Origin of the sequence: Variovorax sp. IB41, from assembly GCF_016405905.1 — a bacterium.
Taxonomy (GTDB): domain Bacteria; phylum Pseudomonadota; class Gammaproteobacteria; order Burkholderiales; family Burkholderiaceae_C; genus Variovorax.
In genome coordinates, this window is record NZ_JAEFCB010000031.1 from 1 (window position 1) to 23075 (window position 23075).

At 67.4% G+C, this 23075-nt stretch carries 22 protein-coding genes; 15 read left to right on the forward strand and 7 right to left on the reverse strand.

The genetic code is table 11. The features are described from left to right. The 3 genes from JC881_RS30760 to JC881_RS30770 all read left to right on the forward strand — a co-directional run. A partial coding sequence (locus JC881_RS30760) for a sensor histidine kinase (RefSeq protein ID WP_233102137.1) occupies positions 1-763 on the forward strand: 763 nt, incomplete at its 5' end. Next, the gene (locus JC881_RS30765; RefSeq protein WP_198789566.1) at positions 756-1214 is read left to right on the forward strand and encodes a response regulator; all 459 of its coding nucleotides are present in this window, start codon (positions 756-758) and stop codon (positions 1212-1214) included. The genes JC881_RS30760 and JC881_RS30765, both read left to right, overlap by 8 nt. Then, the gene (locus JC881_RS30770) at positions 1207-3513 is read left to right on the forward strand and encodes a response regulator (protein ID WP_233102138.1); all 2307 of its coding nucleotides are present in this window, start codon (positions 1207-1209) and stop codon (positions 3511-3513) included. Before JC881_RS30765 ends, JC881_RS30770 begins: the two co-directional genes overlap by 8 nt. Positions 3514-3549: 36 nt before the next feature. Here the strand turns inward: JC881_RS30770 and JC881_RS30775 are convergent, their stop codons facing one another. Further along, complete coding sequence (locus JC881_RS30775) at positions 3550-4365, reverse strand: substrate-binding domain-containing protein (RefSeq protein ID WP_198789567.1); 816 nt, start codon at positions 4363-4365, stop codon at positions 3550-3552. A gap of 303 nt (positions 4366-4668) precedes the next feature. On the opposite strand from JC881_RS30775, the gene JC881_RS30780 reads away from it, so the two are divergent. Together JC881_RS30780 and JC881_RS30785 are read left to right on the forward strand one after the other, a co-directional pair. Then, positions 4669-5340 (forward strand): CC0125/CC1285 family lipoprotein, encoded by a 672-nt coding sequence (locus JC881_RS30780; RefSeq protein ID WP_198789568.1) that lies wholly within the window; start codon positions 4669-4671, stop codon positions 5338-5340. 36 nt (positions 5341-5376) lie between these two features. Then, complete coding sequence (locus JC881_RS30785) at positions 5377-6315, forward strand: S1C family serine protease (RefSeq protein WP_198789569.1); 939 nt, start codon at positions 5377-5379, stop codon at positions 6313-6315. A 110-nt stretch (positions 6316-6425) separates the two neighbouring features. Here the strand turns inward: JC881_RS30785 and JC881_RS30790 are convergent, their stop codons facing one another. Beyond that, positions 6426-7322 carry a LysR family transcriptional regulator gene (locus tag JC881_RS30790; RefSeq protein WP_198789570.1) on the reverse strand — a complete coding sequence of 299 codons (897 nt, stop codon included), beginning with the start codon at positions 7320-7322 and terminating at the stop codon, positions 6426-6428. Between the two features lie 112 nt (positions 7323-7434). Between JC881_RS30790 and JC881_RS30795 the strand changes: the two genes are divergently transcribed. Beyond that, positions 7435-7866 (forward strand): VOC family protein, encoded by a 432-nt coding sequence (locus JC881_RS30795; RefSeq protein WP_198789571.1) that lies wholly within the window; start codon positions 7435-7437, stop codon positions 7864-7866. A 30-nt stretch (positions 7867-7896) separates the two neighbouring features. On the opposite strand, the gene JC881_RS30800 is transcribed toward JC881_RS30795, so the two are convergent. The 3 genes from JC881_RS30800 to JC881_RS30810 form a co-directional block, all read right to left on the reverse strand. After that, positions 7897-8688, reverse strand: a complete 792-nt coding sequence (locus tag JC881_RS30800; protein WP_233102139.1) for a TIGR04325 family methyltransferase — start codon at positions 8686-8688, stop codon at positions 7897-7899. A 63-nt stretch (positions 8689-8751) separates the two neighbouring features. Then, positions 8752-9681 carry a response regulator gene (locus JC881_RS30805; protein ID WP_198789572.1) on the reverse strand — a complete coding sequence of 310 codons (930 nt, stop codon included), beginning with the start codon at positions 9679-9681 and terminating at the stop codon, positions 8752-8754. Continuing rightward, positions 9644-13051 (reverse strand): hybrid sensor histidine kinase/response regulator, encoded by a 3408-nt coding sequence (locus tag JC881_RS30810; RefSeq protein WP_198789573.1) that lies wholly within the window; start codon positions 13049-13051, stop codon positions 9644-9646. The genes JC881_RS30805 and JC881_RS30810 overlap by 38 nt, the downstream gene beginning before the upstream one ends. Before the next feature lie 255 nt (positions 13052-13306). Here JC881_RS30810 and urtA point away from each other — a divergent pair, with 255 nt between their 5' ends. The 8 genes from urtA to JC881_RS30850 all read left to right on the forward strand — a co-directional run bounded on the left by urtA (position 13307) and on the right by JC881_RS30850 (position 20691). Further along, on the forward strand, positions 13307-14572 hold the full coding sequence (gene urtA, locus JC881_RS30815) for an urea ABC transporter substrate-binding protein (RefSeq protein WP_198789574.1): 1266 nt from the start codon (positions 13307-13309) through the stop codon (positions 14570-14572). Positions 14573-14649: 77 nt separating this feature from the next. Then, positions 14650-15564 carry an urea ABC transporter permease subunit UrtB gene (gene urtB / locus JC881_RS30820; RefSeq protein ID WP_198789575.1) on the forward strand — a complete coding sequence of 305 codons (915 nt, stop codon included), beginning with the start codon at positions 14650-14652 and terminating at the stop codon, positions 15562-15564. A 31-nt stretch (positions 15565-15595) separates the two neighbouring features. Continuing rightward, complete coding sequence (urtC, locus tag JC881_RS30825) at positions 15596-16798, forward strand: urea ABC transporter permease subunit UrtC (protein ID WP_198789576.1); 1203 nt, start codon at positions 15596-15598, stop codon at positions 16796-16798. Between the two features lie 22 nt (positions 16799-16820). Then, positions 16821-17564: an urea ABC transporter ATP-binding protein UrtD gene (urtD, locus tag JC881_RS30830; protein WP_198789577.1), complete on the forward strand. Its 744-nt coding sequence runs from the start codon at positions 16821-16823 to the stop codon at positions 17562-17564. Positions 17565-17884: 320 nt separating this feature from the next. Continuing rightward, on the forward strand, positions 17885-18574 hold the full coding sequence (gene urtE, locus JC881_RS30835; protein WP_198789606.1) for an urea ABC transporter ATP-binding subunit UrtE: 690 nt from the start codon (positions 17885-17887) through the stop codon (positions 18572-18574). Positions 18575-18598: 24 nt separating this feature from the next. Next, the gene (fmdA, locus tag JC881_RS30840) at positions 18599-19831 is read left to right on the forward strand and encodes a formamidase (RefSeq protein ID WP_198789578.1); all 1233 of its coding nucleotides are present in this window, start codon (positions 18599-18601) and stop codon (positions 19829-19831) included. Positions 19832-19844: 13 nt separating this feature from the next. After that, the gene (locus tag JC881_RS30845) at positions 19845-20189 is read left to right on the forward strand and encodes an FmdB family zinc ribbon protein (RefSeq protein ID WP_198789579.1); all 345 of its coding nucleotides are present in this window, start codon (positions 19845-19847) and stop codon (positions 20187-20189) included. A gap of 151 nt (positions 20190-20340) precedes the next feature. After that, positions 20341-20691, forward strand: a complete 351-nt coding sequence (locus JC881_RS30850) for an alpha/beta hydrolase (RefSeq protein WP_198789580.1) — start codon at positions 20341-20343, stop codon at positions 20689-20691. Positions 20692-20775: 84 nt separating this feature from the next. Here the strand turns inward: JC881_RS30850 and JC881_RS30855 are convergent, their stop codons facing one another. Then, positions 20776-21063 carry a hypothetical protein gene (locus JC881_RS30855; RefSeq protein ID WP_198789581.1) on the reverse strand — a complete coding sequence of 96 codons (288 nt, stop codon included), beginning with the start codon at positions 21061-21063 and terminating at the stop codon, positions 20776-20778. Between the two features lie 94 nt (positions 21064-21157). On the opposite strand from JC881_RS30855, the gene JC881_RS30860 reads away from it, so the two are divergent. Beyond that, the gene (locus tag JC881_RS30860) at positions 21158-21946 is read left to right on the forward strand and encodes a YdcF family protein (protein ID WP_198789607.1); all 789 of its coding nucleotides are present in this window, start codon (positions 21158-21160) and stop codon (positions 21944-21946) included. On the opposite strand, the gene JC881_RS30865 is transcribed toward JC881_RS30860, so the two are convergent. Beyond that, the gene (locus tag JC881_RS30865; RefSeq protein WP_198789582.1) at positions 21943-22743 is read right to left on the reverse strand and encodes a winged helix-turn-helix domain-containing protein; all 801 of its coding nucleotides are present in this window, start codon (positions 22741-22743) and stop codon (positions 21943-21945) included. The two genes, JC881_RS30860 and JC881_RS30865, sit on opposite strands and share 4 nt — an antisense overlap. Positions 22744-23075: the final 332 nt, after the last annotated feature.

Here is a 23075-nt window from a genome sequence, read left to right on the forward strand (position 1 = left end):
CACCGAACTGGGCCGCGTGAACAAGGAGCTCGAAGCCTTCTCGTACACCGTGTCGCACGACCTGCGCGCGCCGATGCGCCATATCGCGGGCTACGTCGACCTGGTCGCGCAGACCGAGGGCAAGCAGCTGAGCGAACGCGCGCACCGGTACCTGGGCCACGTGAAGGACGCGGCCGCGTTCGCCGGGCAGATGGTCGATGCGCTGCTGGACTTCTCGCGCATGGGCCGCGCCGCGCTCAAGCAGCGCATGGTCGATACCGATTCGCTGGTCGAGGGGCTCGTGCGCGAGCTGGTGCGGCTGGAGCCGGCGCGCCGCATCGAATGGCAGGTCGATGCCGGCCTGCCCGTGCTCTACGCCGACCCGCTGCTCTTGCAGGTGGCGGTGCGCAACCTGCTGGCCAATGCGGTGAAGTACTCGCGCACGCGCGATCCGCAGCGCATCGCGGTGCGTGCCGTTCGCAATGACCTGGGCATTGGCCTGGAGGTGCAGGACAACGGCGTGGGCTTCCAGATGAAGTACGTCGACAAGCTGTTCGGCGTGTTCCAGCGGCTGCACCAGGCCGAGGAATTCGAGGGCACGGGCATCGGCCTGGCCAACGTGAAGCGGATCGTGGAGCGCCATGGCGGCACGGTCTGGGCGAAGGGAGCGATGGGCGAGGGCGCGACCTTCGGCTTCATCCTGCCCAACCGGGGAACCGGTAACAACAACAGCAACGACAACGCGGCGGGCACGCCGCCAGACAACGGAGAAGGACATGCTTAAGCCGATCCTGCTCGTCGAAGACGACAAGCGAGACCTGGAACTCACCCTCATCGCGCTGGAGCGCAGCCAGCTGGCGAACGACGTGATCGTGCTGCGCGACGGGGCACAGGCGCTGGACTACCTGCGGCGCGAGGGCGAATACGCCGCGCGCGCCGAGGGCAACCCCGCCGTGATCCTGCTGGACCTGAAGCTGCCCAAGGTGACCGGCCTGGAGGTGCTGCAGGCGGTGCGCGCGGACGCCGGGCTGCGCAGCATTCCGGTGGTGATGCTCACCTCCTCGCAGGAAGAGTCGGACGTGCTGCGCAGCTACGAGCTGGGCGTGAACGCGTATGTGGTGAAGCCGGTGGCGTTCGACCAGTTCGTCTCGGCCATCGCCGAACTCGGGGTCTTCTGGGCGGTGCTCAACGAGCCGCCGCCCGGTTCGCTGAAGGCGACGCGCAGACATGAATAGCCCGGGCGTCGAGCGCGTGCCGGACGGGAAGGACGCGGCGGTCGCCGCGGCCGCGGGTGCCGCTGCCGCCATGGGCGCCATGGATGGCGCGGATGGCGCGGATGGCGTGGGCGGCATCGCGGTCATGGATGCCGCAACGCCCGGCGCGGTCGAGGTCCTGATCCTGGAAGACTCGCGCTTCGACGTCGAACTGCTGGGCGAGGCGCTCTCCGCGGCGCTGCCCGGTGCGCGAACGCATGTGGTGCGCGACGAGCGCGGCTTCGTCGCGGCGCTGGGCGAGCGGCGCCATGCGCTCATCCTCTCGGACTACGAGCTGCCGGGCTTCTCGGGCGAAGAGGCGCTGGAGATCGCGCGGCGCCTGGCGCCCGAGACGCCCTTCATCTTCGTCTCGGGCGTCATCGGCGAGGACAACGCGGTCGAGCTCTTGAAGCGCGGCGCGACCGACTACGTGAGCAAGGGGCGCCTGGCGCGCCTGCCGGTGGTGCTGGAGCGCGCGCTGACGGAAGCCGCCGACCGCCGCGCCAAGCGCGTGGCGCAGTTCCAGCTGCAGGTGGCCAACGAGACCTTCCGCGAAGCCGAGTCGCGCCGGCTCGCGCTGATGGAGTTGGGCGACCGCATCCGCGACATCGACGAGCCGGCGGAAATCGCCTACGTGGCCTCGGCGATGCTGGGCGAGCGCCTGCGCGTGGACCGCGCGGGGTACGGCCTGGTGGACAAGGCGGCCGAGACGATCTCGATCGACCGCGACTGGACCGCGCCCGGCGTCGCGAGCCTGGCGGGCGTGCTGCACTTTCGCGACTACGGCTCCTACATCGAGGACCTGCTGCGCGGTGTGACGGTGGCCTTCGCCGATGCGCGCACCGATCCGCGCACCCGCGACACCGCCGATGCGCTGGACGCCATCACCGCGCGCGCGGTGGTCAACATGCCGCTCACCGAGCGCGGCGGCCTGGTCGGGCTGCTGTACCTGAACCACGGGCAGGCGCGCGAATGGACGCGCGACGAGCTCGACTTCGTGCGCGAGACCGGCGACCGCGTGCGCTCGGCCATCGCGCGGCGCGAGGCGCAGATCGAGTTGCAGGCCTTTGCCGAATCGCTGGAGCGGCAGGTGGAAGAGCGCGCCGCCGAGCTGGAGGCCGCGCGGGAGCAACTGCGCCAGAGCCAGAAGCTCGAAGCCGTGGGCCAGCTCACCGGCGGCCTGGCGCACGACTTCAACAACCTCCTGGCGGCCATCAGCGGCAGCCTGGAGCTGATGCGCCGGCGCGCCATCGACGGCCAGCCGGCCGACCTGGAGCGCTACATCGGCGTGGCGCAGGGCGCGGTCAAGCGCGCGGCCGCGCTCACGCACCGGCTGCTCGCGTTCTCGCGGCGCCAGACGCTGGAGCCCAAGCCGCTGAACGCCAACCGGCTGGTCGCCGACATGGAAGAGCTGCTGCGCCGCACGCTGGGCCCGCAGATCGCGCTGGAGGTGGTTGCGGCCCTGGGGCTGTGGAACGTGCATGCCGACCCGAGCCAGCTGGAGAACGCGCTGTTGAACCTGTGCATCAACGCGCGCGACGCGATGCCCGAGGGCGGCAAGCTGGTGATCGAGACCGCCAACCGCTGGGTCGATGCGCGCACCGCGAGCGAACGCGACATGCCCATGGGCCAGTACGTGTCGCTCACCGTGAGCGACAACGGCGTGGGCATGACACCCGAGGTGGTGGCGCGCGCCTTCGACCCCTTCTTCACCACCAAGCCGATCGGCATGGGCACGGGCCTGGGCCTGTCGATGATCTACGGCTTCGCCAAGCAGTCGGGCGGGCAGGTGCGCATCTATTCGGAGCCGGGCAACGGCACCTCGGTGAGCCTGTACCTGCCGCGCCACGACGAGCAGGAAGAAGCCGCGAGCGAACCGGCCGAGGCCACGCTCGCGCCGCGCGCCGACCAGGGCGACACGGTGCTGGTGGTGGACGACGAGCCCGCGCTGCGCATGATCATCGTGGAGGTGATGCGCAGCCTGGGCTACGCCACGCTGGAGGCCGGCGACGGCGCGGGCGCGCTGCGCATCCTGCAGTCGCGCCAGCGCATCGATCTGCTGGTGAGCGACGTGGGCCTGCCCGGCGGCATGAACGGGCGGCAGGTGGCCGATGCGGCACGCACCGCGCGACCGGGGCTCAAGGTGCTCTTCATCACCGGCTATGCCGAGAACGCGGTCTTGAGCCACGGCCACCTGGACCGCGGCATGCACGTGATGACCAAGCCCTTCGAGATGGACGTGCTCGCGCGGCGGGTGAAGGCGCTGATCGAGTCGCCCTGAGGCCTCAAGCTGAGCTGGGGCTGTCGGCGCCTCGCCTCAACGCGCCGTCAGCGGCTCCAGCCCGGTCTTGGTGATGGTGGGCGCGGCGGCCGGCGAGTTGAGATAGCGGATCAGCTGCCGCGCCGCATCGGGCTGCTTCGATGCGGTCGCGATGCCGGCCGAGAACACCGTGTTCTGCTGCACCTCGGCGGGCAGCGGGCCGATGTAGTCGATGCCCGCGACCGGCAACAGCTCGCTCACCTGCTGCAGGCCCAGCGCCGCATCGCCGCGCGCGACGACGGTGCCCACGCGCTCGCTCAGGATGCGCTTGCTCTTGGGCAAAACCCGGTCCTCGATGCCGAGCTTCTTGAGCAACTCGGTCTCATAGTAGGTGCCGCTCGCGCTCGCCGAGTAGGCGATCGACGGCGCCGCGATCAACGTGCGCTTGAGTGCCTCGACGGTGCCGATGTCGGGCCTCGGCGCGCCCTTGCGCACCGCGAAGCCGATGGCCGAGCGCACGAGATCGACCTGGCTGCCCGGCACCACCTTGCCCTTCGCGACGAGGTCGTCCAGCGCCGGGCGCGCGAGGATCACCACGTCGGCGGGCTCGTTGCGTGCGAGCCGGCTCGGGATCGAGTCCTGCGCGTTGCCCATCGAGGCGCCGTAGGCCGTCTTCACCGTGCGGCCGCTGCTGCGTTCGAACGCGGGGCGCAGGTCGTTGTACGCGGCGGTGAAGCCGCCCGAGGTCATGACGTGGATGTCGTCGCCCGCGGCCGGCTTGGTGTCGTTGCCGAAGCTGCCGCAGCCGGCGAGCGCGAGGGCCGCGACGAGGGGGAGTGCGGCGCGGCGGGTGAGAAGGGAAAGGGTCTTCACGGTGTCTCCTGGAAAAAGGGGCGGGTGGCAGCGTGGCCGCTGCTCGTCGTTGCCATCGTAGAGGCCGGGGCTGTCAATCCGCCTTCATCGATTTTGGGGTTACTACCGACGCGGGCGGGGCGGGGATGCCGTGTGACGGGTTTCGGCGGTTTTGCAACGGCGGCCGGAGTTTCCGTTGCACCGGTCGGAGGCGGACCGAAGCTGTCGTTGTGCTTTCACGTCGATGTTTGTATCGTCGTGTTGGTTTCCCACTTGAACAAGAAGAAGACGATGAAGCTGCACGCACGAATCTCCCTCAGGACCATGGCTGCACTCGCAGCCGTCGCGGCCGCCAGTCTCCTGGCCGCTTGCACCACGGTGTACCAGCCCAAGGGGGCCACCGGCGGCTACACCGACACGCGCCTCACCGACAACAGCTACATCGTCGAGTTCTCGGGCAACGGCAACACCTCCAAGGAGGCCGTGTGGAACTACTGGCTCTACCGGTGCGCGGACCTGACGGTGCAAAAGGGCTACGCCTACTTCATCGCGCTGCCCAAGGCCAGCGCCTCCGCACCCGATGACCAGGCGGACTTTCGCCTGGCGCAAGACGAGGCGGATGCGCCCGAGTGGATCGAGCTCAAGGGCGGCGGCGGGGGCGGCAGCGGCGGCTACCGGGCGCCGACCTACATCTACGTGCCCGGCGGTGGCGGAACCATCACCACCTGGACCAGCAAGGCCACGATCCTGATGTTCAAGACCTCGACCGAGCCCGGTGCGCGCTACTCGCTGCGCGCGAGCGCGGTGATGGACGCGCTCAAGCCCTTCGTCACCAGCCAGGGCCGAAGCGGCGCGCTGACCGCGGAAGAAATCGTCCGGCGCGCGGTGACCTTTCCCGATCCGGTGACCGAAGTGCAGCCCGCCTCGGTGCCGTGGTCGGGCGGCGGCGCAGGGCGCGTCGAGATGAGGGATCTCAGTGGGCTGCTGCCGAAGTAGCCGGGCAGGGCGTTCATCTTTCTCGCGGAACCTCCAATGAAAACAACAACGACACGCCTGGCTGCGGCCGCGGCTTTCTGCACCCTGTGGCCAAGCCTTGCGAGCGCGCTGACGCCCGAGGAGATCTTCCGGAAGGTCTCGCCGGCCGTGTGGGTCGTGGTGCCGCGCGACGACCAGGGGCGTGCGCTCGGCAGCGGCAGCGCCGTTGTCGTGGGCCCCGGCCGCCTCGTCACCAACTGCCATGTGCTTCGCAGGGCCGTGTCGGTCACGCTGCGGCGCGAGCGCGAAGAGCTGCCCGCGAGCCTCGAGTTTCCGGACCCGGAGCGCGACCTCTGCCAGCTCAAGGCGGACGGCCTGCCGTCGTCCACGACGGCGCCGGCCGTCGTGCCCACGGCCGCCTTGCAGGTGGGGCAGAAGGCCTATGCGATCGGCGCACCGCGCGGGCTGGAGCAGACCCTGAGCGACGGCCTGGTTTCCGCGCTGCGGCGCAATGCCGCGGGTGAGGTGGAGTACATCCAGGCCACCGCGCCGATCTCTCCCGGCTCCAGCGGCGGCGGACTTTTCGACGACCAGGCGCGGCTGATCGGCATCACCACCGCCGCGATCGGCGGCAGCGCGCAGAACCTGAACTTCGCGCGGCCCGCCCAGTGGATCGGCGAAGTGCCCGCGCGCGGTCGCCTTGCCATGGCCGAGTACCGGCGCATCGAGAGGCCCATCGTTCCGGCTGCACCGGCCGCGGAACCGGCACCGGTGGCCCTAGCGATACCCGTATCGCCACAGGCCGAGCTGCAACCGGTGGGCCAGAACGCGATGGATGCCGAACGACTGGCCAGGGCACAGCGCTGCACCACCGATCCGCGCGCGTCGCTGGTCGGCAAGGGCGCGGGCGTGGAGACCTACACCGTCGCCTGCACGGACGGCTATGCGCTTCTGGTGAAGTGCGAGGCCGGCCGCTGCGAAGAACTCAGGCAGTGACTGCGCCGGCCCATCGGGCCACCGCGTGGGGTCGCTGACGCGCGGCGCGCTCCTCTCGACGGGGCTGCAACCGGCGCGGCGTTCCGGATGATGTTTCCTTTCGGATGCGATCAAGCTTTCTTCGGCCGCCCCGTGCGTGAGCTTCGAACCGCTTCCTGCAGGCACAGCGCCAGTTGCGCGACCACGGGCGGACTGGCGCGCGGCTTGCGCTGCAGCAGCCCGACCTCGCGGTGGAACGTGTGCGCGCCGAGCGACAGCGTCCGCACGCCCGGTGGCAGCGGCAGATGGGCTTCGACCAGCGGGACGAGGCCCACGCCCAGTCCCTTGGCCGCCATGTGGATGAGGCCGGATATCTCGTCCACCTCGATGGAGTCGCTGACCTGCAGCCCTTCGCGCCGCAGGAACCGCTCGACCATGCGACCGCCGAACGAGGCGCGGTCGTAGCGAAGGAACGGCTGTTCCTGCAGCAGCGTGCGCCAGTTCTTTCCAGCCACATCGGCCGGCACGATCAGCACATACGGCTCCTGCACCAGCGGCCGCCACGCCAGGTCGGGAAGAAGGCCGAAGGGCGGCCGGATCATCACCGCTGCATCGATGCTGCCCGCGTCAAGGTCGTCCATGAGCCGCATCGATACGCCCGGCGAGACGTGCACGCGCAGCAGCGGCAGGCTCTGGCGTAGCCGCGCGAGCGCCCGCGCGACCAGCGTCGGCTGCGCCGAGGCGATGGCGCCGATGCGCAGCAGCCCGCGGTTGGTGGCGTCGTCGGGCAGGTCGCCGAGCCTGGCGTAGAGCGTGCAGATTTCTTCCGCGCGTGCGAGCGTCGTTTCTCCCGCCGCGTTCAGCGTGGCGGAGCGTCCGGTGCGATCGAAGAGCGCGAAGCCCAGGCTTTCCTCGAGCCGCTTGATCTGGCTGCTGACCGCCGATTGCGTGAGGCCGATGCGCTCGCCCGCCGCGGCGAAGGTGCCGTGGCGGCAGACGGTGATGAAGGTCTTGAGTTCGTCGATCATGGAATCCAACGAAATTATTGGTGCTCAGAGAAGAAATATATCGTTTTCGGTGATGCAGCCAATTGCTTAGAGTCCGGGCAGGCCAGACTCCCTCAACACCACGACGACGCCCATGAGCAACCAACAAACACGCATCCCGTTCCATCTCGCATTCCCCGTGCGCGACATCGCCGAAGCCCGCGCGTTCTACGGCGAACTGCTCGGATGCCCCGAGGGCCGCAGCGCACCCCAGTGGGTCGATTTCGATTTCTACGGCCACCAGATCGTGGCCCACCTCGCGCCCGACGAATGCGGCCACAAGGCCTTGAGCGCGGTGGACGGCCACGACGTGCCCGTGCGGCACTTCGGCGCGATTCTTCCAATGGAAAAGTGGCAGGCCATGGCCGACAAGCTCGTGGCCCGCCAGACGAAGTTCGTGATCGAGCCCTACATCCGCTTCAAGGGCGAGCCGGGCGAGCAGGCGACGATGTTCTTTCTCGACCCCTCGGGCAACGCGATCGAGATGAAGTCGTTCGCGAACCTGGATGCGCTGTTCGCGGTCTGAGGCGCGCAGCGTCCGGTTGCCGGACGCGCTTCAGATCAGGTCGAAGCACCCGCCCGCGTAGTAGGTCTTGTCGCCGCCGTCGACAAAGGGCACCTCGATCGGCTTGCCCTCGTTGCGCCAGGCGTCGCGTTTGCGGTAGCCCGAGCGGGTGAGCATGGCCAGCAGTTCGTCGTAGTGCTCGATGCGGTAGGGGCACACCGCCACGCCGATGCTGTTGAGCGTGAAGAGCGTGCGCTCGGGGTGCACGGCCGTCGTGTTCAGCACGATGCGCCGCGGCTTGGCCGCCAGCGACGACAGGATCTCGTCGATGCGCACCGGCAGGTACTGCAGGCTGCCCGAGGCGTACAGCACGTCGCAACCGCTGGCGTCGCGGTAGTCGGTGGTGAAGGCGAGCTGCTCGGTGGCCTCGCGCTGCACGGCCAGCGCGCGGCCGCTTTCGACCACGCTGGGCACGTCGCACACGGTCCATCGCAGGTCCGCGGGGTAGCTCAGCACGCGACGGAACGCGTAGTACTTGATGCCGATGTGGCCGCCGAGATCGAAGATGCGCGCCAGGCCCGCGTCGATCGAGCGGCCCAGCCAGAACAGGCCCGGGTAGTCGTAGAAATAGATCTGCGGGCTGTAGAGGCTGGCGGCCTCGGCGTGGTCGTAGCCCACGGCCTTGGAGGCGGGCGCGCCGGCCTCGGCCGCGGCGAAGCTCTCGAACGATCCCATGAACAGGTTCTCGTCCTGGTTGTTCAGGAACTTGTGCCGGTAGGCGCTTTCGGGGGAAGAGAACGGGAGCAGTTTCGAGAGCATCTTGATCTCCGGTGATGCGGTCATTCTGCAGACCAATGCTTGCGTATTCAATGACCGGAAAACCCGGGGGGTGGGTACCTACCCCCCTCAGGCCAGTTGTCCGCTCGCCAGCGCGGCCGCAGCCGCGCGCGTCTCCACGCCCAGCTTCTCGAAGATGTGTTCCAGGTGCTTGTTCACCGTGCGCGGGCTGGTGCCCAGGATCTCGCCGATGTCGCGATTGGTCTTGCCCTTGGCGAGCCACGACAGCACCTCGGTCTCGCGCGGCGTGAGGGCCGCCTCGGCCAGCCGCGCCGAAGAAGCACCCGCGGCGCCCCCGGCGCCATCGCGCTGCATCGCGAACAGGAGCATCGTCTCGCCGAGCGCCGCCGCGCCCAGGTTGCGCACCGACAGCCGCATGCCCGTCGCCGTGCCGACGGCGATCGCCGCGCCCGCCACGAGCGCCGCCTCGAGCGACTGCGGCAACAGCCCCGGCGACACCGGGTCTTCGAGCGCATGCAGCCACAGCGCCGCCTGCGGCGAGCGCCACGCGATGCGCCCGTGCGTGTCGACGAACACCACGCCCATGCCGGCCACGTCGACCGCATCGCGCGCCATGCGGGTGATGCGGGCATTGCGCGCATGCGTGTGCAGGCGCGCGAGCACCTCTTGCGCGCGAATCGGCTTGACCACGTAGTCGACGCCGCCGCACTCGAAGCCTTCGACCACGTGCGCGGTTTCCGAGAGGCCCGTCATGAACAGCACCGGAATGTGCGCGAGCGCCGGGTTGGCCTTGATGCGCCGGCAGGTTTCGAAGCCCGAGAGGCCCGGCATCAGGCCGTCGAGCAAGATCGCATCGGGCACCACCAGTTCGAGCCGCTGCAGCGCGGCCTCGCCGTCGGCCGCCACGAGCACGGTGTAGCCGCTGGCCTCCAGCGTGTCGCACAGCATGCCCAGGCTGCTGGGGGCGTCGTCCACCACCAGCACCACGGGGCGTTCGGATTCAGGACGAAAGGACGGGACCGAGAGGAGTGTCTGCATCTTCTGCCAGTGCGTTGCGGAGGTTGTCCAGGTCGAAGCGCGTGACCATGCCGCGCAGCCACGTGCAGGTCGCGGCCGCCGCGGGCGATGCGGCGGCCAGCCGGTCGAGCGCCGTCTGCAGGCCGCGCACGTGGCCCATCTGCACGAGGCGCATGAGCTCGGCGCGGTCGTCTTCCGAGAGCACGAGCCGCGGCGGGCGCGGCGCGCTTTCTTCGTCGCTCGCGGGCGGCATCGCGTCGGCGGCCGTCAGCCATTCCAGGCCCAGGTGCCGCTCCAGCGTGGCGATGAGCACCGACTCGATCACGGGCTTGCCGACGAAGGCCTGGCAGCCCGCGGCGCGCAGGCGCTCGGCCTGGTTCTCGAACATGTTGGCCGAGACGATGATGATCGGAATGCTTTCGAAGCCCGAGGCGCGCACCGAGGTGGCGGTCTGCCAGCCATCCATGTCGTCCATCGTGAGGTCCAGCAGGATCGCCGAGGGCAGCTCTTCGCGCAGGCTGTCCAGGCACTCGGTGCCGCTGGCGGCCTCGCGGATCTCGAAGCCCAGCGGCATGAGCATGCCGGCGAGCATCTGCCGCTGCACGGGCTGGTCGTCCACCACGAGCAGCGTGCGGCGCGCGCCGATGTAGCCCGACACCGGCTGCCGCAGGGCACCACCCTTGGCCTGCGGGCCGGGGTCGGCCACTTCGCGCAGGTACACGCGTACGCTGAAGGTGCTGCCCGCGGGCGAGGTGTGGGCCATCACCAGTTCGCCGCCCATCAGCGAGGTGAGCAGGGCGGTGATCGTCAAGCCCAGCCCCGTGCCCGGCTCGCCGCGCCGGCGTCCCGCGGCCCCGCGCTCGAAGGGCTCGAAGATGCGCAGGTGGTCCTGCGGCGCGACGCCGATGCCGGTGTCCACCACGTCGAAGCGCAGCACCTCGCGCCGCGCATCGACATGCAGCGTGACGGTGCCGCTGTCGGTGAAGCGCACCGCGTTCGTCAGCAGGTTGATGAGGATCTGCCGCAGCCACTTGGCATCGGCATGCACCCAGGCCGGCAGTTGCCCCGCGTGCGTGCAGGCGAAGGCCAGGCCCTTGCTCTCGGCCTGCGGCCGCACCATGTGCACCAGCTGGTCGAGAAAGGCCGGCAGTGCGAGCGGCGCCGGCTCCAGCTGCAGGCGCCCGGCCTCGATGCGCGCCAGGTCGAGCAGGCCGTCGATGAGCCCGAGCATGTGCTCGCCGCTGCGGTGGATGGTCTGCACGGCCTCGCGCGGCGGCGCGGCGGCATCGCCCTTGAGCAGGATCTGCGAATAGCCCAGGATGCTGTTGAGCGGCGTGCGCAGCTCGTGCGTCATGCCCGCGACGTAGCGCGTCTTGGCCTGGTTGGCGGCCTCGGCGGCTTCCTTGGCGGTCTGCAGCGCGGCGTCGGTGCGGCGGTGGGCCTCGATCTCCAGGGCCAGCAGGTTGTTGTGGCGGTTCGATTCCTCCTGCGCCATCTGCCGGCTCTCGCTGCCCAGCACCACCCACCACGCGGCCACCGCGGCCACCACCGAGAGCAGCGCGAACACCTTGAGGAAGGCGGTGGCGAGCGTCGGGTCGCTGGTGCCCGCGATGGCCTCCTGCGCATAGACCACGCCGACCACCGTGGCCAGCAGCGCGATCAGCGAGGTGGCGATCAGCAGGTAGTGCGCCACGCGGAAATTAAGCCGCGCCGACAGCGCCGGCGGCAGCAGCGCCTGCAGCCAGCCGCTCATCTGCTCGGCCGCGCGCGAGTCGGTCTTGCAGCGGTCGTGGCAGCGCGATTCGAGCGTGCAGCAAAGCGAACAGATCGGCGCGCTGTAGGCGGGGCAGTGCGCCATGTCCTCGGACTCGAAGCTGTTGTCGCACACCGAGCACTTCACGCTCTGGCCCGGCGCCCAGCGGTCGATGTCGGTGCGCGCGAGGTAGTAGCGGCCGCGCGTCTGCCAGGCGAGCAGCGGGGAAACGGCCATGGCTGTGGCCAGCGCGATGAAGGGCGAGAAGGCCTTCGCCCACTGGCCCAGCGCGCCCGAGTACGCGAGCATCGCGAGCGCCGCGGCCACCAGCATCGCGACGAGGCCCACGGGGTTGATGTCGTACAGGTGCGCGCGCTTGAATTCGATGGTCTTCGGGCTCCAGCCCAGCGGCTTGTTGATGACCAGGTCGGCCACCAGCGCGCCGACCCAGGCGATGGCGATGTTGCTGTAGAAGCCCAGCACGTGCTCCAGCGCGGCGAACACGCCCAGCGCCATCAGCAGGATCGCGATGACCACGTTGAACACCAGCCACACCACGCGCCCCGGGTGGCTGTGCGTGAGCCGCGCGAAGAAGTTCGACCACGCCAGCGAGCCCGCATAGGCGTTGGTGAGGTTGATCTTCATCTGCGAGACGACCACGAAGAGCACCGTCACACCCAGAATCCACGCCGGATCGCGCAGCACGTACGCAAAGCCCGTGAGGTACATCTGCGTCGGCTCGATCGCATGCGCGGCCGGTATCTCGTGCTGCAGCGCGAGGAACGCGAGGAAGGCGCCGCCCATCATCTTGAGCATGCCGGGCACGATCCAGCCCGGCCCCGCGACCAGCACCGCGGTCCACCAGCGGCCGCGGTTGGCGGCGGTCTTCTCGGGCAGGAAGCGCAGGTAGTCGACCTGCTCGCCGATCTGCACCACGAGCGAGAAGGCCACCGTGGCGGCCGCGCCGAACATCAGCGGATCGAAGCCGCTGCTGTCGGAGGTGCGGCCCACCAGGCCCGTGAAGTCGGCGTAGAGCTCGGGCTTTTTCACCAGCACCGCGACGAAGGGGCAGACGAAAAGCACGATCCAGATCGGCTGCGTCCACAGCTGCAGCCCCGAGATGAGCGTGATGCCGCGCGCCACCAGCGGAATGATCACGATCGACGACACCAGGTACAGCAGCCACAGCGGCCAGTCCAGGTACATCTGCAGCGCCAGCGCGAGGATGGCCGCCTCCAGCGCGAAGAAGATGAAGGTGAAGCTCGCGTAGATCAGCGAGGTGAGCGTGGAGCCCAGGTAGCCGAAGCCCGCGCCGCGGGTGAGCAGGTCCATGTCCACGCCATGGCGCGCCGCGTAGTACGAGATCGGCAGGCCCGTGAGGAAGGTGATGAGCCCCACCACCAGGATGGCCCACAGCGCGTTCGAGAAGCCGTAGCTCAGCGCGATCGCCCCGCCGATGGCCTCCAGCGCCAGGAACGACGTGGCGCCGAACGCCGCATTGGCCACCCGGAACTCCGACCACTTGCGAAAGCTGCGCGGCGTGTAGCGCAGCGCGTAGTCCTCCAGCGTTTCGTTCGCGACCCAGGCGTTGTAGTCGCGGCGGATGCGAAAGATCTTCTGTCCGGAGACGGATGTCATGGCGGGTTCTCGCGGCGGCGGCGGTGGCATGGGCAGGTACAGCAAGAAGCGCTCCCTGTGCCGCTTGCCACCGACGGACCACCGATGTCTGGCTCGGGAGTCTGCGGGCAGGGCGGGTTCGCGCCGCTACGTTGAATGACGTATTCGCGGGAAGGGAACTGATTTCTAAAGTACCAGCCATGGTGCTCGGGGCACCGTCCGATGCACTGCGATGGTGCGCGGCCACCTCATTTTTCAACCTGCCTGGAGTTCCTGATGCCGCGTGATTCCGATCCCTCTCTCGATGCCCTGGCCTTGCGCCGCCGCCGCCTGCTGCAGGGCGCCGCCGCCTTGCCCGTGATGGGCCTCTCCGGCCTGAGCTTCGGCCAGTCGCAGTTCCCCACCGCCAAGGTCAACACCACCAAGCTCGCGGTGACCGACACCGAAGTCACGGTGGGCCAACTGCATTCGTCCACCGGCACGATGGCCATCTCGGAGACCGGCTCCATCCAGGCCGAGCAGCTGGCCATCGACCAGATCAACGCCATGGGCGGCATCCTGGGCCGCAAGATCAAGGTCATCAAGGAAGACGGCGCCTCCGACTGGCCCACCTTCGCCGAGAAGTCGAAGAAGCTCCTGGTCAACGACCACTGCGCCGCGGTGTTCGGCTGCTGGACCAGCGCCTCGCGCAAGGCCGTGCTGCCGGTGTTCGAAAAAGAGAACGGCCTCCTGTACTACCCCACCTTCTACGAAGGCCTGGAGCAGAGCAAGAACGTGATCTACACGGGCCAGGAGGCCACGCAGCAGATCATCTGGGGCCTCGACTGGGGCGCCAAGGAGAAGAAGGCCAAGACCTTCTTCCTGGTCGGCTCCGACTACATCTGGCCGCGCACCTCGATGAAGATCGCGCGCAAGCACATCGAGAACTTCCAGAAGGGTTCGGTCAAGGGCGAGGAGTACTACCCGCTGGGCCACACCAACTTCAACTCGCTGATCAACAAGATCAAGGTGGCCAAGCCCGACTGCATCTTCGCGGCGGTGGTGGGCGGCTCGAACGTGGCGTTCTACAAGCAGCTGAAGGCCGCGGGCATCACCGGCGACAAGCAGTTCCTCTTGACGCTGGCCGTGACCGAGGACGAAATGACCGGCGTGGGCGGCGAGAACTTCGCGGGCTTCTATTCGTCGATGAAGTACTTCCAGTCGCTGGACAACGAGAACAACAAGAAGTTCGTGGCGGCCTTCAAGGCCAAGTACGGCAAGGACGCGGTCATCGGCGACGTGACGCAGGCGGGCTACCTCGGCCCCTGGCTGTGGAAGGCCGCGGTGGAGAAGGCGGGCAGCTTCGACGTCGACAAGGTGGTCGCGGGTTCGCCGGGCATCGAACTGAAGACGGCGCCCGAAGGCTACGTGAAGCTGGACGCGAACCACCACCTGTGGAGCAAGGCGCGCATCGGGCAGGGACAGCTCGACGGGACGTTCAAGGTGGTTGCGGAGTCGGCCGAACTGATCAAGCCCGATCCGTTCCCCAAGGGCTACCAGTAAGCAGGCCGCCGGCCCTCACCCCAACCCTCTCCCGCGTGCGGGAGAGGGGGTACATCCAACTCTCCGGGACTTCCGCCATGACTCTGTCGGACATGATGAACATCGGCCTCATGCAGGGCTTCGCGGGGCTGAGCCTCTTCGCGGTGCTGCTGCTCATGGGCCTGGGCCTGGCGATCATCTTCGGCCAGATGGGCGTCATCAACATGGCGCACGGCGAGTTCATGACCATCGGCGCCTACTCGATCTACCTGGCCGCGCGCGTCACCGAAAGCATGGCGCCCGCGTTCATGCCGTATTACTTTCCGATCGCCATCGGCCTGGCGTTCGTGTTCGCCTTCATCGTGGGCTGGATCGTGGAGTGGGTGCTGATTCGCCACCTCTACAAGCGCCCGCTCGACACGCTGCTGGCCACCTGGGGCGTGAGCCTGGGGCTGCAGCAGATCTTTCGCACCTTCATCGGCCCGAAGGAAGTGAGCCCCACACTGCCCGAATGGATCATGGGCTCGTGGACGCCGCATGAAGGCCTGGACATTCCGATCAACGGCCTCTTCGTGCTCGCGCTCACAGGGCTCGTCACGGCCGGCGTGCTCATCGCGCTGCACAAGAGCCGCTGGGGCCTGCGCGTGCGCGCCACCGTGGCCAACCGAACGATGGCCAACGCGACCGGCATCGACACCATGAAGACCGACCGCCTGACCTTCGCCATCGGCTGCGGCATTGCCGGCATGGCGGGCGCGGCCTTCACCACCATCGGCTCGACCGGGCCGACCTCGGGCTCGCTCTACATCGTCGATGCGTTCCTGGTCGTCACCTTCGGCGGCGCGGCGAGCCTTCTTGGCACCGTGGTCTCGGCCTTCGGCATTGCGCAGACGCAGTCGATCTCGGAGTTCTTCATGACCGGCTCGATGGCCAAGGTGCTGACGCTCTCGCTGATCGTGCTGATCCTGATGATGCGGCCGCAGGGATTGTTCGCGGTCAAGGTGCGTCGTTGATGAACCCGATTTCTTCCTGGAGAACGTTCCGATGAATTTCATCAAGGCCTCGATCCTGCGCTACCAGCTCGGGAGCCTCTTGCTGCTGGTGCTGCTACTGGCGGTCGTGCTGCCGCTGTCGCTCGACATCTTTCGCCTGAACCTCGTGGGCAAGTACCTCACCTACGCCTTCGTCGCCGTGGGGCTCGTCATGGTGTGGGGCTACGGCGGCGTGCTGAGCCTGGGACAGGGCGTTTTCTTCGGCATCGGGGGCTATGCGATGGCGATGTTCCTGAAGCTCGAAGCCTCGGACCCCATCACCACCAAGATCCAGTCCACGCCCGGCATCCCGGACTTCATGGACTGGAACCAGATCACCGAATTGCCCGCGCTGTGGCTGCCGTTCAAGAGCCTGCCGCTGAGCCTCGCGCTGGTGGTGCTGGCGCCGATGGCGCTGGCCTGGCTCGTTAGCTTCGCGATGTTCAAGCGGCGCGTGGGCGGGGTGTACTTCGCGATCATCACGCAGGCGGTGGCGCTGATCTGCACGGTGCTCATCATCGGGCAGCAGGGGTACACGGGTGGCGTCAACGGCATGACGGACCTGAAGACCATGCTGGGTTGGGACACGCGCACCGACGGGGCCAAGTACATCCTGTACTACGTGTGCGTGGCTTTGCTGGTCGCAAGCATCCTGCTGTGCCGCTTCATCCAGACCAGCAAGCTCGGCACGCTGCTGCTCGCGATGCGCGACAAGGAGGACCGCGTGCGCTTTTCGGGCTACGACGTGTCGAACTTCAAGGTCTTCATCTTCTGTCTCGCGGCGGGGCTCTCGGGCATCGGCGGCGCGATGTTCGCGCTGCAGGTGGGGTTCATGTCGCCGAGCTTCGTGGGCATCGTGCCGTCCATCGAGATGGTGATCTTCTGCGCGGTCGGCGGGCGCATGAGCCTGGTGGGCGCGGTGTACGGCGCGCTCCTGGTGAACGCGGGCAAGACGCTGTTCTCGGAGAGCTTTCCAGACCTGTGGCTCTTTCTCATGGCGGGCCTCTTCATCGGTGTGACCATGGCGTTTCCGATGGGTCTCGCGGGCTTGTGGGACGAGAAGATCAGGCCCTGGTGGAAGGGCCGCCGCGCGGCGCTGCGCGAGGCCGCAGTACAGCCGCCGCCCGCCATGCCGATGACGCCATCGACGCCGGCCGCACCCACAACAATGCCCGAGCCGCAGCTGCCCGACGGTGTCGGCAGCCAGCGCGCCTGAAGAACACCGGAGCACATCTCTCATGAGCAACACCGACTTCGCGCTCGCCGTGGAAGACCTCACCGTCTCCTTCGACGGCTTCAAGGCCATCGACGACCTGACGCTCTACATCGACAAGAACGAACTGCGCGTGATCATCGGCCCGAACGGCGCCGGCAAGACCACGCTGCTCGACCTGATCTGCGGCAAGACGCGCGCCAGCGGCGGCAGCATCAAGTTCAAGAACACCGAGCTCACGAAGATGGCCGAGCACAAGCGCGTGCGGCTGGGCATCGGGCGCAAGTTCCAGACGCCGTCGATCTACGAAAACCTGAGCGTGTTCCAGAACCTGGAGGTGTCCTTTCCGAAGGGGCGCTCGGTGTTCGGCGCGCTCGCGTTCAAGTGCGACGACGAGGTCAAGTCGAAGGTGCAGGCGGTGGCCGAAGACATTGGCCTCGCGGACAAGCTGCGCACCGAGGCGGGGCTTCTGAGCCACGGCCAGAAGCAGTGGCTGGAGATCGGCATGCTGCTGATGCAGGAACCCGAGCTCCTGATGCTGGACGAACCCATCGCCGGCATGAGCGCGCGCGAACGCGAGCTCACGGCCGAGCTGCTCAAGCGCATCTGCCAGAACCGCGCGGTGATCGTCATCGAGCACGACATGGCCTTCGTCAAGCAGATCGCGCACAAGGTCACCGTGATGCACCAGGGAAAGATCCTCGCCGAAGGGCCGATGGAGAAGGTGCAGGCGGACCCGAAGGTCATCGACGTGTACCTGGGGCATTGAATGAAGCGCCGTCTTCCAGGGCGCGATCACGCCGACGGGGTGCCTTGCTCCGCGAATGTCCCCCGCCTTCGGCACCTCCTTGATTTCGCTGCGCAAGGCGCCCCATCGGCGTGCTCGTTATCCGGTGCAGTCGTTGACCGGCCGTTCACCCAGAGCGTGCCCAAGTGCGCAGGGCATCGGGTGCTCCCCGCAGCGAAATCAAGGAGGAGGGCGAAGCCCGGGGGACATTCGCGGAGGGGAGTACCCGGTGGCCTGTGCACCCGCCCTGAACAACAAAGCCAAGCAAGCAACACCCCGGAGCCATCGAGATGAGCAACATCATGCTGAAGGTCGACGACCTGCACACCGCCTACGGCCAGAGCGAGGCACTGCACGGCATCTCGTTCGTGGGCCATGCCAACGAAACCGTCGCGATCATGGGCCGCAACGGCATGGGCAAGACCACCCTCTTCAAGAGCCTGATGGGCGTGCTGCCGATCAAGAGCGGGCGCATCGAGGTGGCGGGGCAGGACGTGTCGCGCGACGAAAGTTTCAAGCGCGTCGCCAAGGGCATCGCCTACGTGCCGCAGGGCCGGATGATCTTTCCGACGCTCACGGTGGAAGAGAACATCCAGACGGGCCTGGAGAACTCCAAGACCCGGCGCATTCCCGAAGAGATCTACGCGCTCTTCCCCGTGCTGTGGGACATGAAGCGCCGCAAGGGCGGCAACCTCTCCGGCGGCCAGCAGCAGCAGCTCGCCATCGCGCGCGCACTCGTCACGGACCCCAAGGTGCTGCTGCTGGACGAGCCCACCGAGGGCATCCAGCCTTCGATCATCAAGGACATCGCCAAGGCGCTCAACGAGATCCGCAAGCTGCGCGGCATCACCATCGTCGTGTCCGAGCAGGTGCTCAGTTTCGCGATGGACGTGGCCGACCGGCTCTTCGTCATCGAAGGCGGCCGGCTCGTGCACGAGACCGCGCGCGACAAGACCGATGTGGATCACATCAAAGCCTATCTCTCTGTCTAACCACAACCCCAGGAGCCACTGCAAATGACGGACACGCTGATCAAGGTCGACCTGACCAAGTCGCCCACGGAGAACGAGAACATCCACAACCGTTGGCACCCGGACATTCCGATGGCCTGCTGGGTCAACCCGGGCGACGACTTCATCCTGGAGACCTTCGACTGGACCGGCGGCTTCATCAAGAACAACGACAGCGCCGACGATGTGCGCGACATCGACCTGAGCACGGTGCACTACCTCTCGGGCCCGGTGGGCGTGAAGGGCGCAGAGCCCGGCGACCTGCTGGTGGTCGACCTGTTGGACATCGGCGCCAAGCAGGACAGCCTGTGGGGCTTCAACGGTTTCTTCTCGAAGAAGAACGGCGGCGGCTTCCTCACCGATCACTTTCCCGAAGCGCAGAAATCGATCTGGGACTTCAAGGGCATGTTCACGAGCTCGCGCCATATTCCGCGCGTCAACTTCGCGGGGTTGATCCATCCGGGCCTGATCGGCTGCCTGCCCGACAAGCCGATGCTGGACATGTGGAACGAGCGCGAGGGCAAGCTCATCGCCACAGACCCGGACCGCGTGCCGGGGCTCGCGAACCCGCCGTTTGCCGGCACCGCCCACATGGGCAAGATGACCGGTGACGCGCGCGCCAAGGCAGCAGCAGAGGGCGCGCGCACCGTGCCGCCGCGCGAGCACGGCGGCAACTGCGACATCAAGGACCTGTCGCGCGGCTCGAAGGTGTTCTTCCCCGTGTACGTCGACGGCGCGGGCCTGAGCGTGGGCGACCTGCACTTCAGCCAGGGCGACGGCGAGATCACCTTCTGCGGCGCCATCGAGATGGCGGGCTGGGTGCACATGAAGGTCACGCTCATCAAGGGCGGCATGGCCAAGTACGGTATCAAGAACCCGATCTTCAAGCCCAGCCCGATCACGCCGCAGTACAACGACTACCTGATCTTCGAAGGCATCTCCGTTGACGAAAGCGGCAAGCAGCACTACCTCGACGTGAACGTGGCCTATCGCCAGGCGTGCTTGAACGCCATCGAGTACCTGAAGAAGTTCGGCTACTCGGGCGCGCAGGCTTATTCGATCCTGGGCACGGCGCCGGTGCAAGGCCACATCAGCGGTGTGGTCGACGTGCCGAATTCATGTGCCACGCTGTGGCTGCCCACGGGCATCTTCGACTTCGACATCAACCCGAACGCCTCGGGCCCGGTGAAGATGATCGACGGCAGCATCGACATGCCGCTGTCGCACGACCTGCGCTGAAGAAAACACAGACATGCCGACCTACGACTACGCCTGCGGGCAATGCGGCGGTTTCGACGCGCTGCGGCCTTCGGGCCAGCGCGACGAACCGGCCGCGTGCCCCGACTGCGGCGGCGCATCGCCGCGTGTACTTTCGGCCGCGCCGCGGCTTGCGCTGATGGCTTCGGGCACGCGCAGCGCGATGGAAACCAACGAGCGCGCGCGGCACGAGCCCGGCAGTTCGCGGGACTACGCGCGCTTCAAGCATCCCTCTGGTTGCGGCTGCTGCTCGGGGTCGTCCCGCCGGAGCGCAACGGTGACCGCGCCGAGCGGTGCGAAGTCGGCGCCATCGAAGCGGCCGTGGATGATTTCGCATTGATGCTGCACGCAGGGTCGCGGTCATGTAGCAAGTTGGAGCAATTCACGATTGTTTCAATCCTGTGAACGCCGCGATTCTTTTTGCCGCGGTTTTTTCAAGGCCTTCAGGATCAAACTTCATCTCACCAACCAACCGATTGAAGGAGATTGAAATGAATGCCTCGAAGATCCTCGCTGCTGCTGCTCTCTCGCTCCTGGCTGCCGCCGGTGCGCAAGCAGAAACCTATGACGGCGTGCACACCGTGAACTCGTCGGTGTCGCGTGCGGAAGTTGCGCCGCAAGCCGCTGCCGCCGCTCGCGCCGGCAACGAATACGGCGAAGGTGCCAGCGCCGGCGCACAAGCGTTCACCTCGACCGCCGACCGCGCCACCATCCAGGCCGAAGCCGTCGCCAAGGCGCACGATCCGTACGCCAGCCTGGACCGCCGCGCCTTCTACCGCGACGAAGTGCCGCAGGCTTACAAGAAGCCCAGCGTGTCGTTCACGCGCCAAGCTACGCGCTGAGCCGGTCGTTGATCGGCACCATCAAGAACGGGCCCGAGGGCCCGTTTTTTCATTGCTGGCCCGGTCGCTTTCGCGGCTGCTGCGTCATTCGATGGTGAATGTCTTGGTGCGCCCATCGCACTCGGCGCGCAGCACATCGCCATCGATCTCGATGTTTGTCCAGGTGATGGCGACGTCATCGCTGTGGACCAGCCGGATGCTGTCGGCCGAGAGCACGTCGTAGGCGAGAAGCGGTGCGCACACCGGTCCATTCGTCGTGCCCAGCGTTGCGGCGACATGGCCCGCCGCTTGAAACCGGTAGGTCTCGATCTCGGTCTCCGAGACGAGGGCCAGGCGCCGCCCGATCGGGATGGGAGAGATGGGTGTGGTCATGGTCCGTTGGTCGTTTGAAGGTGGATCGCGTGTGGACTCTTTCTTCCGCCAGGACGCGATGCCTGCGTCGGTGACGAGGATAGAGTTCGGACCGATGAATTTCCTTGCAATGCATAACGTGAAGCGTGCGGTGGCCGGTGTCCTCGGACTCGTGCTGCTGTCTGACGGATTGGTCCTGCTGGCGACCGGCTACTTTAATCTCGGCGTCGTGCTGCCTGTGGTGATGGGGCTCGCGCTTTGCGGCCTTGCACTCTGGTGGGTGCCGATGAAACGCTGGCTGGGCGCCGCCCCGAGACGTGCCGCCCTCTGGCGCTGGTTCTGGTACGGCGTGTTGCTCTGGCTTGCCACAGTGGCTGTCTTCTGGGCCGTGTTGGCAAGCAGGGCATCGACGGACCTCCCCGCGACCGCGCCGGCCGCGATCGTGGTCCTGGGATCGGGATCACCGGGTGTTACGGCGTCGCCCACACTCGTCGCCCGGCTGGACCTCGCCTTGCGCGATGCGGCCCGCTATCCGGACGCGCTGGTTGTGGTGAGCGGGGGCATCAGCTTCAGGGCGCAAAGCGAAGGCGAAGTGATGGCCGCCTACCTCCAGGAGCGCGGACTGTCGGCGCGTCGCATCGTCAAGGAAGAACTCAGCACCAGCACGCAAGAGAACCTGGCCTTCAGCCGCCCCCTGCTGGCCGCCGCAGGGGTGTCCGCCGATGCGCCCATCCATCTCGTGACGAGCGATTTCCACACGCTGCGCGCAGGGCTGATCGCCAGGCGCGCTGGCTATCCGGCCGTCACCACCCTGGGCGCGGAGACGCCCCTCTACCTGCGATACAACATCTGGCTGCGCGAGTACTTCGCCTTTGTCAGCAGCTGGGTCCTGCGGGAGTACTAGCCGTGCTGGTGCGCGGGCGAGGCGGGCGCCGCGCCTTGCGCCGCCGCGATGGCGACCGGCACAGCATCCTGGGCGTGCACCTCGATGAGCTGGTAGCCCTGTCCGTACACGGCGCGCAGCAGGAACCCGTGCTCGCCGTTCAGCTCGAGGCGCTTGCGCACGTTGGAGACGCAGGCGTCCAGGGCCCGCTTGCCTTCGGTGAGGACGGGCACCCGCCACAGCACCTTCCACAGCCACTCCCGCTCCACCACGCGGCCGACGTGGCGAAAGAGCTGCAATGCAAGGATGAACTGGCGCGGCTGGAGCCGCATCTCGCGTCCGTTGAATTGCACATGGCGGCTGCCTTCGTAGAAGTGGTAATCGCCCCATATCGTCGCTCCTTGGGGGCGGGCCATGCTGGCCGTGGTGCTCTGGCGCTGGACCATCGCGCGGACCAGCCAGTCGAGCTCCGCATCCGCCATCCGGGACACGTCGGCACCGAGCGTGCCGCCCGACTCGAAGCCCTTGCCCTGCGATGACAGTGGCGTCCAGTGTCCGTCCGCAATGACCACGAGCACCGGCATTCCGAGCACCTGGCATGCAGCGGGCAGGCCGCCGAGCGACGCTTCGTCCTGCGGCACTGCCAGCAGCAGTCCGTATCGCTGACCGCTGCTCAAAGCCAGGATCAGTTCGTTGGCGCTGGCGAACGCGTTGCATTCGTGCCCCAGTTGCCGAAGCCTGGTGCGAAGCGCGGTTCTCCGCGGTTCCTCGCCATCGAGAAGCGCCAGGGACAGCGCGTCCCCGGGTTGGGTTTTCATACGCGTTTCTTCAGAGCTGAAAACCACGGGCCGGAGCGGGAACAGGCGAGGCCTTCGAATCCTTTCCATCGAAGCGCCCCGCGAGCACCGTGCTGCACGGGCACAGGGCCATCCGGCGTAGACCGGCCGTGCTTTTTTTCTTCTTCCATCCCGACTTCCTCCCCCTCATGGGCGACTGCATTGCGCTGCTCCGTTGATGCGCGAATGCCCGCTGGCATCCGGTCCCTTTCGGGACCACACAGTCATCTGGCCGCTTGAAGAGCAACCACCCAAGTGCGACAACAATGACATGGAGCGGATCGTCTCCGAGCGGAGGCGCCGAGGAAAGTCGA